This is a genomic window from Massilia agrisoli, from assembly GCF_020831365.1.
Taxonomy (GTDB): Bacteria; Pseudomonadota; Gammaproteobacteria; order Burkholderiales; family Burkholderiaceae_D; genus Telluria_A; species Telluria_A agrisoli.
On sequence record NZ_JAJHPV010000010.1, the window covers coordinates 78,671 to 95,216 of the forward strand.

Consider the following 16,546-nt stretch of genomic DNA (forward strand, 5'->3'; position numbering starts at 1 on the left):
CATGAGTGAACGCGCGTTACTCTCGACCCGCAAGGGCCTGTTCGAACTGCACCGCAGCGGGGCCGGCTGGGAAATCGGCCCCGTCCATTTCCTGGGCGAGCCGGTGTCGATTGCACTGGCCGACCCGCGCGACGGCGCCGTCTACGCGGCGTTGAACCTCGGCCACTTCGGCGTCAAGCTGCACCGCAAGGACGCCGGCAGCGACGCCTGGACCGAAATCGCGGCGCCGGCCTATCCGCCCAAGCCGGAAGACAGCACCGACACGGTCGAGTGGAAGAACAAGCTGATCTGGTCACTGGAGGCGGGCGGGGCGGACGAGCCGGGCGTGCTGTGGGCCGGCACCTTGCCGGGCGGCCTGTTCAAGTCGAGTGACCGGGGCAACTCATGGCAGCTGGTGCGCTCGCTATGGGATGTCCCGGAGCGCAGCAACTGGTTTGGCGGCGGCTATGACGTACCCGGTATCCACAGCATCAGCGTCGATCCGCGCAACAGCAAGCATATGCTGGTCGGCGTGTCGTGCGGCGGCGCGTGGCGCACGTTGGATGGCGGCGAGAGCTGGACGGTGTCGTCGACCGGCATGCGCGCCGATTACATGCCGCCCGAGATGAACGAAAACGAAGCGGTGCAGGACCCTCACCGCATCATGCGCTCCGACGGCAGCCCTGACGTTTTATGGTGCCAGCACCACAACGGCATGTGGCGCTCGGAGAACGGCGGCCAGCGCTGGACCGAGATCACCAACGTACCCGTGTCTAACTTTGGCTTCGCCGTCGCGGCCCACCCGCGCGACGCCAATACCGCATGGTTCGCGCCAGCCGAGGCGGACCAGCGCCGCGTGCCGGTGGCCGCTGCGATGTCGGTCACGCGCACCTCCGACGGCGGCAACAGCTTTACCGTCTTGCGCAACGGCCTGCCGCAACAGCATTGCTATGACCTGGTCTACCGCCACGGCCTGGCGGTCGACGACGATGGCGCCAGCCTGCTGATGGGCTCTACCAGCGGCGGACTATGGGCGACCAGCGATGCAGGCGACAGCTGGACCACGGTTTCCACCACGCTGCCGCCGATCTACGCCGTGCGGTTCGGATAAGGGATGTGAGTGCAAACTAAGCGCACCGACCTGCCGGCAGGTTTCTCTCTGTACCTCGACGCCGTGCGCTTTGCCGCGGCGGCGATGGTGGCCGTTGCACACCTGCTGATGCTGCGGCTGATCGACGACCGGCTGGCACCGTATGTGCCGGACCTGGGGCGCGAGGCTGTGATCGTATTCTTCGTGCTCTCCGGCTTCGTCATCAAGTATTCGGTCGACCAGAAGCACGCCAGCCTGCAGGACTACGTGGTGGCCCGCTGCGCACGGATATATTCGGCTGCACTACCCGTGCTGGTGGCGGCGTTTGCGATTGTCGCGCTGGTGCTTAATTTCTCTGACGTCGCCGTCAAGACGGCCTACCAGGTCGCGAAGGCGTATGTTTATTTCCCGTTCCACCTGCTGTTTGCTGGTGAATTCTGGAACCTGGCCGAGTCGCCCCCCTGGCTGCTTCCCTACTGGTCACTCGGCTACGAGGTCTGGTACTACGTCCTATTTGGGATTGCCTACTACCTGACGGGAGCCAGGCGATTGATCCTGCTGGCTTGCGTGCTGCTGCTGGTCGGGTTCAAGCTGTGGATGCTGCTGCCGATCTGGCTAAGCGGAGTGTGGCTGTACGAGTGGTCGAAGTCGCATTCCGTATCGCCTGGATGGGCGAGCGCTGGCTGGCTGGTGTCGCTTGCCGCGCTCTGCGCGTTCAAGCTGGTCGACGCCGACGTGTACCTGCGCGCGCTGGGCAGCGCGATCTGGCCGTTCCCGGGCTTGCGCCTGGTCAGCGCCGACCGCTACCTGGCCGATTACGTGGTATGCGCGCTGGTGCTGGTCAATTTCGCCTGCGCCCGGAGCCTGCGCTTCGCGTGGCTGCGCGCGCTGCACCGGCCGGTGCGGGCACTGGCCGGCTACACGTTCACCCTGTACCTGGTGCATTTCCTGGTGCTGATGGCGTGGAAGAGCTTCTATCCGCACAATCCGGCGAACGTCGCAGACGTGGCGCTGATGCTGTGCGCAGTAGGCGTGGTGACGTATCTGACGGGGTTTGTTACTGAGCGCCGCAAGGGGGCGTTTGAGAAGCTGTTCCGCGGGCTGTATGAGCGCGCCAGCCGAGCCGTCGTTCCCGCGAAAGCCTAGGCGGCCCCGCGGTAACCCATACGCAAGCAATATACAGGCTCGGTATGGGTTCCCGCGGTCGCGGGAACGACGTGGTGGTATTACATATTACGGCGGTACTGGCCACCCACTTCGAACAGCGCGGTGGTGATCTGGCCCAGTGAGCAAACGCGCACCGCATCCATCAACTTCTCGAACACGTTGGCGTTGTCGATGGCCGCCTGCTGCAGCGCCTCCAGTGCCTTCGGCGCCTCAAGCGCGTGGCGCTGGTGGAACTCCTCGAGGCGGGTCAGCTGCGACTGCTTTTCATCGTCCGTCGAACGCGCCAGCTCAATGGTGGCCGGCGTTTCGGCCTGCTTCGGATTGCGGAAGGTGTTCACGCCGATGATAGGCAGCGAGCCGTCATGCTTCTTGTGCTCGTACAGCATCGACTCTTCCTGGATCTTGCCGCGCTGGTAGCCGGTTTCCATCGCGCCAAGCACGCCGCCACGTTCGGCGATGCGTTCGAACTCCTGCAGCACCGCTTCTTCGACCATGTCGGTCAGTTCGTCGATGATGAACGAGCCCTGGTTCGGGTTCTCGTTCTTGGCCAGGCCCCATTCGCGGTTGATGATCAGCTGGATCGCCAGCGCGCGGCGTACCGATTCGTCGGTCGGCGTGGTGATCGCTTCGTCGTACGCATTGGTGTGCAGGCTGTTGCAGTTATCGTAGATCGCGATCAGCGCCTGCAGCGTGGTGCGGATGTCGTTGAAGTCGATTTCCTGCGCGTGCAGCGAGCGGCCCGAAGTCTGGATGTGGTACTTGAGCTTCTGGCTGCGGTCGTTCGCGCCGTACTTGTCGCGCATCGTGATCGCCCAGATGCGGCGCGCCACGCGGCCCAGCACCGTGTACTCAGGGTCCATGCCGTTACTGAAGAAGAACGACAGGTTCGGGGCGAAGTCGTCGATGTGCATGCCGCGCGCAAGATAGGCTTCAACAAAGGTGAAGCCGTTCGACAGGGTGAACGCCAGCTGCGAAATCGGGTTCGCGCCTGCTTCGGCGATGTGGTAACCGGAGATCGACACCGAGTAGAAGTTGCGCACCTGGTGGTGTACGAAGTACTCCTGGATGTCGCCCATCACCTTCAGCGAAAACTCGGTCGAGAAGATGCAGGTGTTCTGGCCCTGGTCTTCCTTCAGGATGTCGGCCTGCACCGTGCCGCGCACGTTGGCCAGTACCCACTCGCGGATCTTGGCTGCTTCGTCGTCGGTCGGGTGGCGCTTGTTCTCGGTGAAGAACTTGTCCATCTGCTGGTCGATCGCCGTATTCATGAACATCGCCAGGATGGTCGGGGCAGGGCCGTTGATGGTCATCGACACGCTGGTCGACGGGCTGCACAGGTTGAAGCCGTCGTACAGCACCTTCATGTCGTCGAGGGTCGCAATCGACACGCCCGAGTTGCCGACTTTGCCGTAGATGTCAGGGCGGATCGCAGGGTCGGCCCCATACAGGGTCACGGAGTCGAACGCGGTCGACAGGCGCTTGGCGTCCATGCCGGTCGAGACCAGCTTGAAGCGGCGGTTGGTGCGGAATGCATCGCCTTCGCCGGCGAACATGCGGGTCGGGTCTTCGCCTTCGCGCTTGAACGCAAACACGCCTGCGGTGTACGGGAAAGAGCCAGGCACGTTTTCCAGCATCAGGAAGCGCAGCACTTCGCCGTGGTCTTCGAACTTCGGCAGTGCGACCTTGCGGATCACGGTGCCCGACAGCGTGTGCTGGACCAGTTGGGTGCGGATTTCCTTGTCGCGGATCTTGACCACGTAGTCGTCGCCCGAATAGGCGGCCTGCATGTCAGGCCACATCGCCAGCAGCTTCTTGGCAGGCGCATCAAGTGCTTGATCGCGCTCGGTGATCAGGTCGTCGAAGTCGGCGCCTTTGCCGGCGGCGGCCAGCATGCGCTTGGTCTCCATCAGCTGCTGGCGTTCGCGCGCCAGCCTGACCTGCTTTGCGGTGTTCTTGTGGTAGCCGCGAACGGTGTCCGAGATTTCAGCGAGGTAGCGCGCGCGGGCCGGCGGCACGATGACGTTCTTGCCGCTGGAGTGGCGCAGCGACAGCTGCGGCAGCTTGCCCGGCTTGACCGGCAGGCCGAATTCGCCCAGCTTCGGCAGCAGGCCCTGGTACAGCGCGGTGACGCCGTCGTCGTTGAAGCGCGACGCCTGGGTGCCGTAAACCGGCATCTCGTCCGGGCTCTTGCTCCACATTTCGCGGTTGCGCTGGTACTGCTTGGCGACGTCGCGCAGCGCGTCGAGCGCGCCCTTGCGGTCGAATTTGTTGATGGCGATAAGGTCGGCGAAATCGAGCATGTCGATTTTTTCGAGCTGCGAGGCGGCGCCGAATTCCGGCGTCATCACGTACATCGACACGTCGACGTGCGGCACGATGGCGGCGTCGCCCTGGCCGATGCCGGAGGTCTCGACGATCACCAGGTCGAAGCCGGCGACTTTGCACGCTGCGATCACGTCGGGCAGCGCGTGCGAGATTTCGGAGCCGGCTTCGCGGGTCGCGAGTGAGCGCATGAACACGCGCGCCTGGCCGTTCCACGGGTTGATCGCGTTCATGCGGATGCGGTCGCCCAGCAGCGCGCCGCCGGACTTGCGGCGCGACGGGTCGATCGAGATCACGGCGATGTTCAGCGAATCGCCCTGGTCCATGCGGATGCGGCGGATCAGTTCATCGGTCAGCGACGATTTGCCGGCGCCGCCGGTGCCGGTGATGCCCAGGGTCGGCACGCGCAGGCCTTCGGCCGCCTTGTGCAAGTCGGTGCGCAGCGTGTCGGCGGCCTTGCCGTTTTCGAGAGCGGTGATCAGCTGGGCCAGCGGGCGGTGGCGCTCGGCCATCTCGCCGGTTTGCAGCGGCGCCAGCGAAGTAGGCGAGTAGGTCGACAGGTCGATGTCGCAAGCGTGCACCATCGACTGGATCATGCCCACCAGGCCCATGCGCTGGCCGTCTTCCGGGCTGAAGATGCGGGTGACGCCGTAGGCGTGCAGCTCGGCGATTTCAGACGGGACGATCACGCCGCCGCCGCCGCCGAACACCTTGATGTGGGCGCCGCCGCGCTGCTTGAGCAGGTCGATCATGTACTTGAAGTATTCGACGTGGCCACCCTGGTAGCTGGAGATGGCGATGCCCTGCACGTCTTCGGCCAATGCGGCGGTGACGACCTCGTCGACCGAGCGGTTGTGGCCAAGGTGGACCACCTCGACGCCGTTCGACTGGAGGATGCGGCGCATGATGTTGATCGATGCGTCGTGGCCGTCGAACAGCGAAGCCGCCGTCACGAAGCGCACTTTGTTGGCCAGCTTTGGATGCTCTGGCAGGTGGAGTTTGGCGGCAGGGGTCAGGTCGTTCATGATGTTCCTTGCGATATCGTTCTGGTACGGTATATGACGTTTACGTTAACGTCAAGCGCCGGGCGCGGGTACGGATGGTGAATTTGCTTCGTAGGGCGGATAAGCGGAGCGCATCCGCCGAATTCTGACGCGAAAACGGCGGGTGCGCCTCCCTTACCCGCCCTACGTGAAACGTGACTCTTTACGCTGCTTTTGCGGTCGTCTTGCCAGCCAGCAAACGCGCCTTCTCGGTACGGAAAGTCGCAACATTCGCTTCCTTCACGTGCCCGAAGCCGCGGATCTGCTCCGGCAGGTTCGCCAGAGCAACTGCATTAGCGTGGTTGTCGGCGTTCAGGCCCCGGACCAGGCTTTCAATCATCTCACGGTATTCCACAATCAGCGCGCGTTCCATCTTGCGTTCTTCAGTGTAGCCAAAGATATCGAACGCGCCACCGCGCAGGCCCTTGAATTTGGCCAGCAGCTTGAACGCGCTCCACATCCACGAGCCGAACTGCGCCTTCACCAGGTGGCCCTTGCCGTCCTTCTTGGCCAGCAGCGGCGGAGCGAGGTGGAACTTGAGCGAGAAGTCGCCTTCGAACTGGGTCTTCAGCTGCTCGACAAAGCGGCCATCGGTGTACAGGCGCGCGACTTCGTATTCGTCCTTGTAGGCCATCAGCTTGAAGTAGTACTTGGCGACCGCGGTCGACAGCTTGTTGCCCAGGCCCGCAGCCGTTTCGGCGGCGCGCACTTTCGCGACCAGCTGCTCGTACTGCGCTGCATAGCCGCTGTCCTGGTAACCGGTCAGGAACTCGACGCGCTTCTTGATGACGTTCTCGAGGCTCTGGGGCATCTGTACGACGATCGACTGCGTCGGCGTGGCGATGCGCTCGACCTTCTTCAGGTCGACGGCGGCGCGGCGGCCCCACAGGAAGCTGCGCTTGTTCGATTCTGCGGCAACGCCATTGAGTTCAATCGCGCGCAGCAGCGAAGCTTCGGTCAAAGGAATGCGGCCCTTCTGCCATGCGTAACCGAGCATGAACAGGTTGGCGGCGATCGAGTCGCCCATCAGCGCGGTAGCGAGCTTGGTCGCGTCGATGAAGTCGGCCGCGTCATTCGCCGGCGCGCCCACCGATTCGTTGATCAGCGCGCGCACCTGGTCGGTCGGGTACTGCCAGTCGGCGTTCTGCGCGAAGGTGCCAGGCGGCTGTTCGTGCAGGTTGATGACGGCCATGGTGCGGCCCGGACGCATCTTTGAAATCGCGTCCTGCGCGCCGGCGGTCAGCATGTCGCAGCCGAGGATCAGGTCCGCTTCGCCGGTGGCGATACGCTGCGAGCGCAGGTGTGCCGGGGTCTTGGCGATCTTGACGTGCGAGGTGACCGAGCCGTTTTTCTGCGACATGCCGGTCATGTCCAGCACCGATGCGCCCTTGCTTTCCAGGTGGGCGGCCATGCCCATCAACGCGCCGACGGTAATCACGCCGGTGCCGCCGATACCGTTGATCAGGATGTTGTACGGCTGCTCGACCGATGGCAGCGTTGGCAGCGGCAGTGCGCCGAAACCGTCGTCTTCGTTCTTCTTCGCGACGCCGGTTTTCGATTTCTTGAGGGTGCCGCCTTCGACCGTGACGAAGCTCGGGCAGAAGCCCTTGGTGCACGAGAAGTCCTTGTTGCAGGAAGACTGGTCGATGGTGCGCTTGCGGCCAAATTCGGTTTCCTTCGGCAGGATCGACACGCAGTTCGACTGCACGCCGCAGTCGCCGCAGCCTTCGCAGACGGCTTCGTTGATGACGACGCGCTTGGCAGGGTCAGGGAACTGGCCCTTCTTGCGGCGGCGGCGCTTTTCGGCGGCGCAGGTCTGGTCGTAGATGATGACCGAGACCCCCGCCACGTCGCGCAGTTCGCGCTGGATCGCGTCCATCTCCTTGCGGTCGTGCAGGGTGACGATGGCCGGCAGGCTCGAGCGGTCGGCGTAGCGCGACAGGTCTTCGGTCACCAGCGCGATGCGCTTGATGCCTTCGGCAGCCATCTGCTGGGCGATCAAAGGCACCGAGGTGGTGCCGTCGACGGGCTGGCCGCCGGTCATCGCGACCGCGTCGTTGTACAGGATCTTGTAGGTGATGTTGACGTTCGCCGCAACCGCCGCGCGGATCGCCAGGTAACCCGAGTGGAAGTAGGTGCCGTCGCCCAGGTTCTGGAATACGTGCGGGATCTTCGAGAACGCGGCCTGGCCGATCCACGGCGCGCCTTCGCCGCCCATGTGGGTGGTCAGCTTGTTCATCTCCGGGTAGATCGAGGTGGCCATCACGTGGCAGCCGATGCCGGCCAGCGCCAGGCTGCCTTCCGGGACCTTGGTCGAGGTGTTGTGCGGGCAGCCGGAGCAGTAGAACGCCGGGCGGAACGGGGTGTTGTTGGCCTTCTTGAGGACCGCGTCCTTGGCGTCGAGGAAGGCAAGGCGGGCGCGGATCAGGTCACAGGTTTTCTCGTCGCTGATCAGGCGCGACACGCGCGAGGCGATCACGCGCGCCACTTGCGATACCGAGAAGTCGGCTTTCGACGTCAGCAGCCATTCGCCGCGCGGCGCAACCCATTCGCCTTTTTCATCGAACTTGCCGATCACGCGCGGGCGCACGTCGTCGCGCCAGTTGTACAGCTGTTCCTTGAGCTGGTATTCGACGATCTGGCGCTTTTCTTCAACGACCAGGATCTCGTCCAGGCCCTGCGCGAATTCGCGCACGCTGTCCGGCTCCAGCGGCCATGGCATGGCGACCTTGAACAGGCGCAGGCCGACGTCCTGCGCCATCTTTTCGTCGATGCCCAGGTCTTCCAGCGCTTCCAGCACGTCGAGGTAGGACTTGCCGGAGGCGATGATGCCCAGCTTGGCGTTCGGGCTGTCGATGGTGGTGTGATTGAGCTTGTTCTCGCGCGCATAGGCCAGCGCGGCGTAGATCTTATAGTCCTGCATCAGCGCTTCCTGGTTGCGCGCCTGCTGGCCCAGCGGGATGCTGGACAGGCGTGCATTCAGGCCGCCTTCGGGCATCTGGAAGTCTTGCGGGATCTTGACCGTGACGCGGAACGGGTCGGCGTCGATCGAGGCCGACGATTCAACGGTATCGGCCAGCGCCTTGAAGGCGACCGTGCAGCCGGAGAAGCGCGACATCGCCCAGCCGTGGATGCCCAGGTCGAGGTATTCCTGCACATTGCATGGATACAGGACCGGGATCATCGACGCGGAGAACAGGTGGTCGGACTGGTGCGGCAGGGTCGACGAGTAGGCGCCGTGGTCGTCGCCGGCCACCAGCAGCACGCCGCCGTGCTTCGAGGTGCCCGCATGGTTCATGTGCTTGAAGACGTCGCCGCAGCGGTCTACGCCCGGGCCTTTGCCGTACCACATGGCGAACACGCCGTCGTACCTGGCCGGGCCGATCAGGTCGACCTGCTGCGAGCCCCACACCGCGGTCGCGGCCAGGTCTTCATTGACGCCAGGGACGAACTGCACGTGGTGGGCTTCGAGGTGCTTCTTGGCCTTCCACAGGTTTTCATCCAGGCCGCCCAGCGGCGAGCCACGGTAGCCGGAGACGAAGCCCGCCGTGTTCAGTCCTTCGGCGGCATCGCGCACACGCTGCATCATCGGCAGGCGCACCAGCGCCTGGATGCCCGACAGGAAGATGTTGCCGGTGGTTGCGGTGTACTTGTCGTCGAGGGTGACCGTGGTCAGGCGCGAAGGCGCGTCCTGCTGGCCGGCAGGCATGATCGTATCAGGCATGTGAAGCTCCAAAATGGTAATTCGGTGGCGCCCGGCAGCGGGTGGCGCCGGGTAGGCGCCGGTCACGGCCGGGGTGGGCGTCGCTGCACGCGACTATTCTGGGCGCGAGTGTATGGCCTTACTGGCCATAGGGGAAATAGGCTTTTGGGATGGGGGTATAAGAAATAATGATGGCAGCTGTTCGCTGCCTATTATTTGTGCGGCTGAACCCGCGCACCGCGCCATCCGCCGCTGTCGCAGAGGTCGCGCGCGACCTGGTGGACCAGCTTGCCGACCGCAGCGGCAGCGTTGGTCAGGGGGATGTTTTTGGAGGCGCACAGGGTGACGCTGCGCGACAGCGCCGGATCGCTCAGCGGGCGCGCGACCAGCGCGCCGCTGTCGATCTGGTCTTGAAGGGGCGCGGCTGGCAGCAGGGTTGCGCCCATATCGGCCAGCAGGGCGGATTTGAGGATGGCGATGGAATTGATTTCGATGACGTTCGCCAGCGCGAGGCCGGCGGCGCGGGCGGCGTTCTCGATGCGCGGGCGCACCCCTTGCTGCTGGGCGGGCAGGATCAGGGTCTGCGTCAGGGCGTCGGCGAACGCCACGCTGGCGCCTCCCGGGTCGAATACCGAGCCGGAGCGGCAAATGAACATCAGGTCTTCGTCGATCAGCGGGGTGCTGGTGAAGGCGCCCAGCTGGCCGTCGTCGAACAGCACGGCAAGGTTGATGCGCCCGGACTTGAGCTGCTCGAGCAGGCTGCCCGACAGTTCTTCGGTGAGCTGCAAGGTGATCTCAGGGTAGCTGGCGCGGGTTGCCATCAGCAGCGGCAGGGCGAGGGCGCCGGAAATACTGTGCGGCAGGCCCAGCGTGACGCTGCCGGAGGGCCGGGTGGTCGACTGGACCACGGCCGAGCGGGCGTCTGCCACCTGTTTCAGGATGGCCTGGGCGTGTTCATAGAAGACTTTGCCGGCGTCGGTGCACAGCACGCCCTGGGCCGAGCGGTGCAGCAGCTGCGCGCCCAGTTCGTCTTCCAGCTGCCGCAACTGCTGGGTCAGCGCAGGTTGCGCTACGTGCAGCACCAGCGCCGCGCGCGACAGGGAGCCATGGTCGACGATCGCGACAAAATAGCGGAGCTGACGTAATTCCATGTTGCTTAACGATCAAAAAGTTGCGTTGATACAAATAATAGTGATAAAAAGAAATGCTTTGAGGGAAGGAAGACGCTATACTGGTTTGATGCCGGGTTCCCGGTCCCGCGCAGATTAAAACACAGCAACCCATCCTATGCTTAAAAACATCGATGCATCCCAGCTCAAGGTGGGCATGTACATCCACAACCTCAGCTGCGACTGGATGACCCATCCGTTCGTGCGCAACCGGCTACTGCTCAAGACCGAGGAAGAGATTCGCAAGATCGTCGACGCCGGCATTCACGATGTGGTGATCGACTGCTCGCGCGGGCTCGACGTGGACCACGCGCCAACCGTCGAGGAAACCCGCATCCGCACCGAGGCGGAGATCGTTGGGCTTGCTGAAAAGCCCGTGCTGCCTGCGCGCACGACGATGGCGGAGGAACTCAAGCGCGCGACCCTGATCCGCCACCAGGCCGCAGGGCTGGTGCGTACGGTGATGCAAGACGCGCGGCTGGGCAAGGCGATTGAAATCGACCGGGTCGGATCGGTGGTTGAGGACATTACCGCCTCCATCCTGCGCAACCCGGGCGCGCTGCTCGGCCTGTTGCGGATCAAGACCAAGGACGACTACACCTTCCTGCACTCGGTGAGCGTGTGCACCTTGCTGGTGGCGTTCTGCCGCGCGCGCGGACTCGACGCGACGACCACCTACCAGGCCGGTCTTGGCGGGCTGGTGCATGACACCGGCAAGGCGCTGGTGCCGGACGAAATTTTGAACAAGCCGGGCCGCCTGACCGAGGAAGAGTTTGCGATCATCCGCAAGCACCCGCAGGACGGCTACGACATCCTGAAGCAGTCGCAGGGAATCGGCCCGATTCCGCTCGACATTACCTTGCACCACCACGAACGCTACGATGGCAGCGGCTATCCGGGCAGGCAGGCAGGCGAGGGCATCAGCCAGCTGGCCCAGATGGCAGCGATTGTCGACGTGTACGATGCGATTACTGCCGACCGCTGCTACCACAAGGGCATGGCGGCGGCCGACGCGCTGCGCAAGCTGTACGAGTGGAGCAAGTTCCACTTCAACCCGCAGTTCGTGCAGGAATTCATGCGTTGCGTCGGCATTTATCCGGTCGGCACGATGGTGCTGCTGGAGTCGGGACGGCTGGGCGTGGTGGTCGAGGCGCATGAGACCAACCTGCTGGCCCCCAAGGTGAACGTGTTCTTCCACACCAAGCGCGACTCCTACATCAAGCCGGAGACGGTCGACCTGTCGCGCGGGCTGGGTTTTGGCGGCGGCGACAAGATCGTGCGCCACGAATCGCCGGAAAAATGGCAGGTGGACCCGGCGCGCTTCATGGCGCTGGCGGCCTAGCCGCCGCCTGGATGGTTTAGAAGAACTCGGCGGTGTCGTTGGTCGGCACCGCGTGCAGCAAGCCGCCCGATACCAGCTGGTCGTAATGGCAGGCCTGGTTGCGGCCATGGCTCTTGGCGTAGTACAGCGCCTGGTCGGCGCGCCCGAGGATGATGACCGGCGACTCGTATGCGCTGATGCTGACAAACCCCACGCTCACCGTCACCCGGCCGACCTGGGGGAAGTCGTGCGATTCAACATTGGTGCGGAAGCGGTCGATGATCTTCTGGGCGTTCTCCAGCGTGGTCGAGCGCAGCAGCACGACAAATTCCTCGCCGCCGAAGCGGAACACGCGGTCCTGCGAACGGAACGATGACTGCAGCAGGTTGGCGATCAGGATCAGCACTTCGTCGCCGTACAGGTGGCCGAACTTGTCGTTGACCAGCTTGAAATGGTCGACGTCGACCACCGCCAGCCACTGCTTTTCCTGGTCTGAATGCTGGCGCCGTTCCGGCTGGCCCGGCAGCGGCGGCAGCGCTTCCTGCTCGCACGAAGTGAGCAGCATCTTGGCAAGCTGGTCGTCGAAGGTCTTGCGGTTGAGCAGGCCGGTGAGCGAATCGCGTTCGCTGTAGTCAAGCAGGTTCTGGAAATTGCGGTAGACGCTGACGATGCCGCTGATGACGTGGATCGTATCGGTGTTGTACGGCTCGTGATGGGTGATTTCGAGGCAGGTGTCGGCCTTGTCGCCCATCCAGATCGGCAGCCACAGGGTGCGCATGCCATCGGCGCGCGCCACTTCGGTGCTCGTTTCGTGGCCGGCCAGGCAGGCCGCCAGTTCGGGGAAGTTGACGATCGGTTCGCCAGGGCTGCTGTTGTCGACTGGCTCGACCATGCGGGCCGGGGCGCCGGCGCCAATGACGGCGCGCGCGCGCACGAACTTCTGGGCCCGGACGGTGGTGATGGTCAGCACGCGCGTCTGCAGCGCGCCGGCCAGTTCCTGCACTGCCGAGATCACCGAGATGTCGAGCATCGTGTGATCGCGGTGGCCGGTCATGTCCACCATGTGTCTCAGAAGGGAATCCATGTCGTTCTCAGAAGTGTAATCAAGCAACCACGCATAGCCCAGGAACCACGCCCGCCGACGAATTTGCTAAGGCGCACCGAGAAGCCAAGCACGGGGCAATTCCAAAGAACAATCGCGCAGCATAATAGTTTTTTGCATTTTGGGCAACTGTCGAGTGCGACCCCGGATCAACGCCATGGCCGATTCTACCGTCATGCCTGAGCTTGCGGATAGCCGTAGAGAAATTTAATCCGATCGATGCCACACCGGCCTGGCAAGGCCGCCGCTCCCGACACCACGAAAATCGCAAACAAAAACACGGGATAAAAATGCCGTGCGGAAAACTTGCGCACAGTCAACTTGCCGGGTGGAATCAAAATGTATAGTGAACTCAATGGCGCACGAAATGAAATCCAGCAGCAAAAGGAGAGCAAGTTACCGCGCTCCGCCGCGCCAGGGCATGTGTTTTTATTCACTCACAAGGAGTCTGTCATGAACACCCTTTCCACTGCACTGAAACAGTTCGTGAATGACGAAGATGGCGTCACCGCCATCGAGTACGGCATGATTGCGGCGCTGATTGCCACCGCACTCGTGGCCGGCGTCGGAGTTGTCGCAGGCGGGTTAGAGAATGCGTTCGATTACATTGCCGGCAAGATGACCGTTGGTCCTTAATCGGTAATCAGCTTTCCGGGCAGGGCCCGGCCCGGAAAGCGTTCTCCACCTGCCAGCGAGTCTGCCATGGTCAACACACTGTATCTTGATGGGTTCCTGATTGCGCTGGTACTGAGCGCCTGCCTGCACGACCTGGCGGCGCGCAAGATTCCCAACCGGCTGGTCCTGTGCGGACTGTTCAGCGCCGGCGTACTCCACCTGCTTTCCGCCACCCCCTTTCACTTTATCTCTGTCGGCCTGGCGGGTTGCGCGGCCGGCCTGCTGGTCTTCCTACCCCTTTACCTGCTGCGCGGCATGGCCGCCGGCGACGTCAAGCTGATGGCCATGGTCGGCGCCTTCACCGGTCCGGCCCTGGCGCTGGAAATTGCACTGGCTACCTTCTGCGCCGGTGGCGTGATGGCGCTGGCCATGGTGCTGCATCAGCGCCGCTGGCGCGATTTCCTGGACAATATGCGGGCGTTGCTGCGCCCCCTGTACATGCGCCTGGCGGGTATGCCATACGCGCCCGAACCACCCTCGCGCGCCAGTGTCGGCGGCATGCCTTATGGCGTCGCGATCGCCGCCGCCACCTGCCTGATGCTGTGGATTCGCCACGGCTGAGTTCGTCCCATGCCTTTCCTTGCTTTCGGTCAAGCGACCACTTTCCGTGCTCGATAGAATCAATTGTGACTTTCGGAAATGCGCTGGTGCAGAGAAGGGGAGAACGATGATCGAAGCCGAACAGACTGCAGCGAGAACCGCTGACGCCGCGCGAGGACAGCCTGGCCCGGCCGGAGAACCGGTGGCCACGCTTCCGCCGCAGCCGAAAACCGTGCGCGAGACCGGGCTGGAGCTGTCGATGCTGGTGGAACTGGCGGCGAAAGCCATGTATCCCGGTGCCAAGATCCCGCTGCCTGTGCTCGCCGGCAAGCTTCGCCTGTCGATCGGCGTCATGCGAGAAGTGCTCGACGCCATGGTGGCCGAGCAGATGGCCGAAGCGGGGTGGGGCGGCGATACCGACCTTGACCTGCAATACCACCTGACGGCGGCCGGCAAACAGCGCGCCGCCGAGTACTTCGCGCGCTGCCGCTATGCCGGCCCGGCGCCGGTGACCTTGCAGGCTTACCGCGAGGTTTGCTTGCGCCAGTCGACCCGCCAGGCCGATGCGCGCCGCATCGGCGCCGCCGAGATGGCCGCCGCCTTCGCCGATGACCACCTCGACGTCGCCGTGTGCGAACAGCTCGGCGCCTCGCTGCAGTCGAGCCGCTCGCTGCTGCTGTACGGCCCGTCCGGCAGCGGCAAGAGCACCCTCGCGCGCAAGCTCGGCCAGCTCCAGCAGGGCCTGGTCGCGGTGCCGCATGCGCTCCTGGTCGACCAGGACATCATCCAGTTTTACGATCCGCTGGTGCACCTGGCGCCTTCGCTGGCCGCGCGCCAGGGCGAGAACCAGCGCAGCGTCGATGCGCGCTGGTCGCTGTGCCAGCGTCCGGTGGTTCAGGTCGGCGCCGAACTGAGCCAGGAAATGCTGGACCTGCGCTTCGACAGCGCCAACGGCGTCTACCAGGCACCGCCGCATTTCATGGCCAACGGCGGCATGCTGGTCGTCGACGACCTCGGCCGCCAGAGGGTCGCGCCGGCGGACCTGCTGAACCGCTGGACCACGCCGCTCGAGGCCGGCATCGACCAGCTGACCGCGGACGGCGGCCACAAGATCGGGGTGCCGTTCGACGCCACCCTGGTGTTCGTCACCAATTACGCACCGCAGCGCCTGCTCGACGACGCGTCGATGCGCCGGGTCGGCTACAAGATCCAGATTGGCGCGCTGACCGAACAGAATTACCGCGCGCTGTTCCGCCACCAGTGCCGCCTGCTGCGCATCACCCACGACGATGCGGTGGCCGAACACTTGCTGACCCGCCTGCACGGTCCCACCGGCCGGCCCTTGCTGGCCAGCTACCCGCGCGAATTGCTGGGAAGGATCTGCGACTTCGCCAGTTTCTCCGGCATCGCGCCGCGGCTGACCATCGCTACCCTGGAACAGGCCTGGGTGAGCATGTTTGCCGGCTGCGTCAATGGCTTCGCATCACCTTCTTTGCCACCCGCCCCGTATAACGCCTACGGCTCCGATCCCTTGCTCGAGAGAATCTGATGAAAAACAAGCGCGCGATCATAATGATGGCGATTGCGGTCCTGTTCGGGATCGCCGCCGTGGTGCTGGCCTCGCTCTGGCTGGCCAAGCAGTCGGCCAACAGCTCCCAGCGGGTCGTGGTGGCGGTCGCCGATGTCGGCCGCGGCCAGAAACTGCTGCCCGAACTGCTGAAGCTGGAAGAAATCAGCATCAAGAACCTGCCGAAGGATGCCTTCACCGACTTTTCCAAACTGGCCGACCGCGTCCTCAAAAGCAATGTGATGCGCGGCGAAGTGCTCAGCGAGGACAAACTGGCGCCGCCGGGAACGGTGGGCGGCCTGTCGGCCATGATTACCGAAGGCAAGCGCGCCATCACGGTACGCGTGAACGACGTGATCGGCGTGGCCGGCTTTGCCCTGCCAGGCAACTATGTCGATGTCATCGTGCATCTCGAGCGCGACCCCAGCGAGGCCGAGCGCAACGCCCGCAGCGCGGCGTTGCATGTCTCGAAAATCGTCCTCGAACGCATTTTGGTGCTGGCCGTCGCCCAGGAAGTCAGCCGCGACGACACCAAGCCGCGCGTCGTCAACGCCGTCACCCTGGAAGTCACGCCGCAAGAGGCCGAACACCTGGACCTGGCGCGCAGCGTGGGCACCTTGTCGCTCGCCCTGCGCAACCAGATCGACCCCAAGTCGCCGGCTACCCCTGGCGCCACCAAACGCACCCTGCTCGATGACCTTGCCGCCTTGCCCGTGCTGGCGCAGGCCAGGCCCGCCCAGCCGGCCAGGCGGCCGGCCCCGGCCAAACCGCGCGTGCTGACAGTGGCGGCGCCGGTCAAGCGCGACTGCGTATCGGTGATCATCGGCGGGCGAGCCGCGCAGGAATGCTTCTGAAGCTGAGACGACGG

Annotated in this window: 11 protein-coding genes; 7 read left to right on the forward strand and 4 right to left on the reverse strand. The window is 64.1% G+C overall.

Annotated features, from left to right (window positions below; all coding sequences use genetic code 11):
• The first annotated feature begins 1 nt into the window (after position 1).
• On the forward strand, positions 2–1,090 hold the full coding sequence (locus LMJ30_RS06825; protein ID WP_229431591.1) for a WD40/YVTN/BNR-like repeat-containing protein: 1,089 nt from the start codon (positions 2–4) through the stop codon (positions 1,088–1,090).
• Between the two features lie 9 nt (positions 1,091–1,099).
• The gene (locus LMJ30_RS06830) at positions 1,100–2,215 is read left to right on the forward strand and encodes an acyltransferase family protein (protein WP_229431592.1); all 1,116 of its coding nucleotides are present in this window, start codon (positions 1,100–1,102) and stop codon (positions 2,213–2,215) included.
• Between the two features lie 80 nt (positions 2,216–2,295).
• Here LMJ30_RS06830 and icmF read toward each other — a convergent pair whose 3' ends face one another.
• The 3 genes from icmF to LMJ30_RS06845 all read right to left on the reverse strand — a co-directional run bounded on the left by icmF (position 2,296) and on the right by LMJ30_RS06845 (position 10,455).
• Positions 2,296–5,583 carry a fused isobutyryl-CoA mutase/GTPase IcmF gene (icmF, locus tag LMJ30_RS06835; protein ID WP_229431593.1) on the reverse strand — a complete coding sequence of 1,096 codons (3,288 nt, stop codon included), beginning with the start codon at positions 5,581–5,583 and terminating at the stop codon, positions 2,296–2,298.
• Positions 5,584–5,764: 181 nt separating this feature from the next.
• Positions 5,765–9,325, reverse strand: a complete 3,561-nt coding sequence (locus LMJ30_RS06840) for an indolepyruvate ferredoxin oxidoreductase family protein (RefSeq protein WP_229431594.1) — start codon at positions 9,323–9,325, stop codon at positions 5,765–5,767.
• 191 nt (positions 9,326–9,516) lie between these two features.
• The gene (locus LMJ30_RS06845; protein ID WP_229431595.1) at positions 9,517–10,455 is read right to left on the reverse strand and encodes a LysR substrate-binding domain-containing protein; all 939 of its coding nucleotides are present in this window, start codon (positions 10,453–10,455) and stop codon (positions 9,517–9,519) included.
• 136 nt (positions 10,456–10,591) lie between these two features.
• Between LMJ30_RS06845 and LMJ30_RS06850 the strand changes: the two genes are divergently transcribed.
• Positions 10,592–11,815, forward strand: coding sequence for an HD-GYP domain-containing protein (locus tag LMJ30_RS06850; RefSeq protein ID WP_229431596.1), 1,224 nt, complete (start codon positions 10,592–10,594; stop codon positions 11,813–11,815).
• 16 nt (positions 11,816–11,831) lie between these two features.
• On the opposite strand, the gene LMJ30_RS06855 is transcribed toward LMJ30_RS06850, so the two are convergent.
• Complete coding sequence (locus LMJ30_RS06855) at positions 11,832–12,878, reverse strand: GGDEF domain-containing protein (protein WP_229431597.1); 1,047 nt, start codon at positions 12,876–12,878, stop codon at positions 11,832–11,834.
• A gap of 357 nt (positions 12,879–13,235) precedes the next feature.
• Here LMJ30_RS06855 and LMJ30_RS21755 point away from each other — a divergent pair, with 357 nt between their 5' ends.
• The 4 genes from LMJ30_RS21755 (at position 13,236) to cpaB (ending at position 16,532) form a co-directional block, all read left to right on the forward strand.
• Positions 13,236–13,532, forward strand: coding sequence for a Flp family type IVb pilin (locus LMJ30_RS21755; RefSeq protein ID WP_307729230.1), 297 nt, complete (start codon positions 13,236–13,238; stop codon positions 13,530–13,532).
• Positions 13,533–13,598: 66 nt separating this feature from the next.
• A complete protein-coding gene (locus LMJ30_RS06865) occupies positions 13,599–14,132 on the forward strand; it encodes an A24 family peptidase (RefSeq protein ID WP_229431598.1) in 534 nt (177 codons plus the stop codon).
• Positions 14,133–14,313: 181 nt separating this feature from the next.
• A complete protein-coding gene (locus tag LMJ30_RS06870) occupies positions 14,314–15,660 on the forward strand; it encodes a DUF8689 domain-containing protein (RefSeq protein ID WP_229431599.1) in 1,347 nt (448 codons plus the stop codon).
• Positions 15,660–16,532 (forward strand): Flp pilus assembly protein CpaB, encoded by an 873-nt coding sequence (gene cpaB, locus LMJ30_RS06875; RefSeq protein ID WP_229431600.1) that lies wholly within the window; start codon positions 15,660–15,662, stop codon positions 16,530–16,532. Before LMJ30_RS06870 ends, cpaB begins: the two co-directional genes overlap by 1 nt.
• The last annotated feature ends 14 nt before the right edge of the window (positions 16,533–16,546 follow it).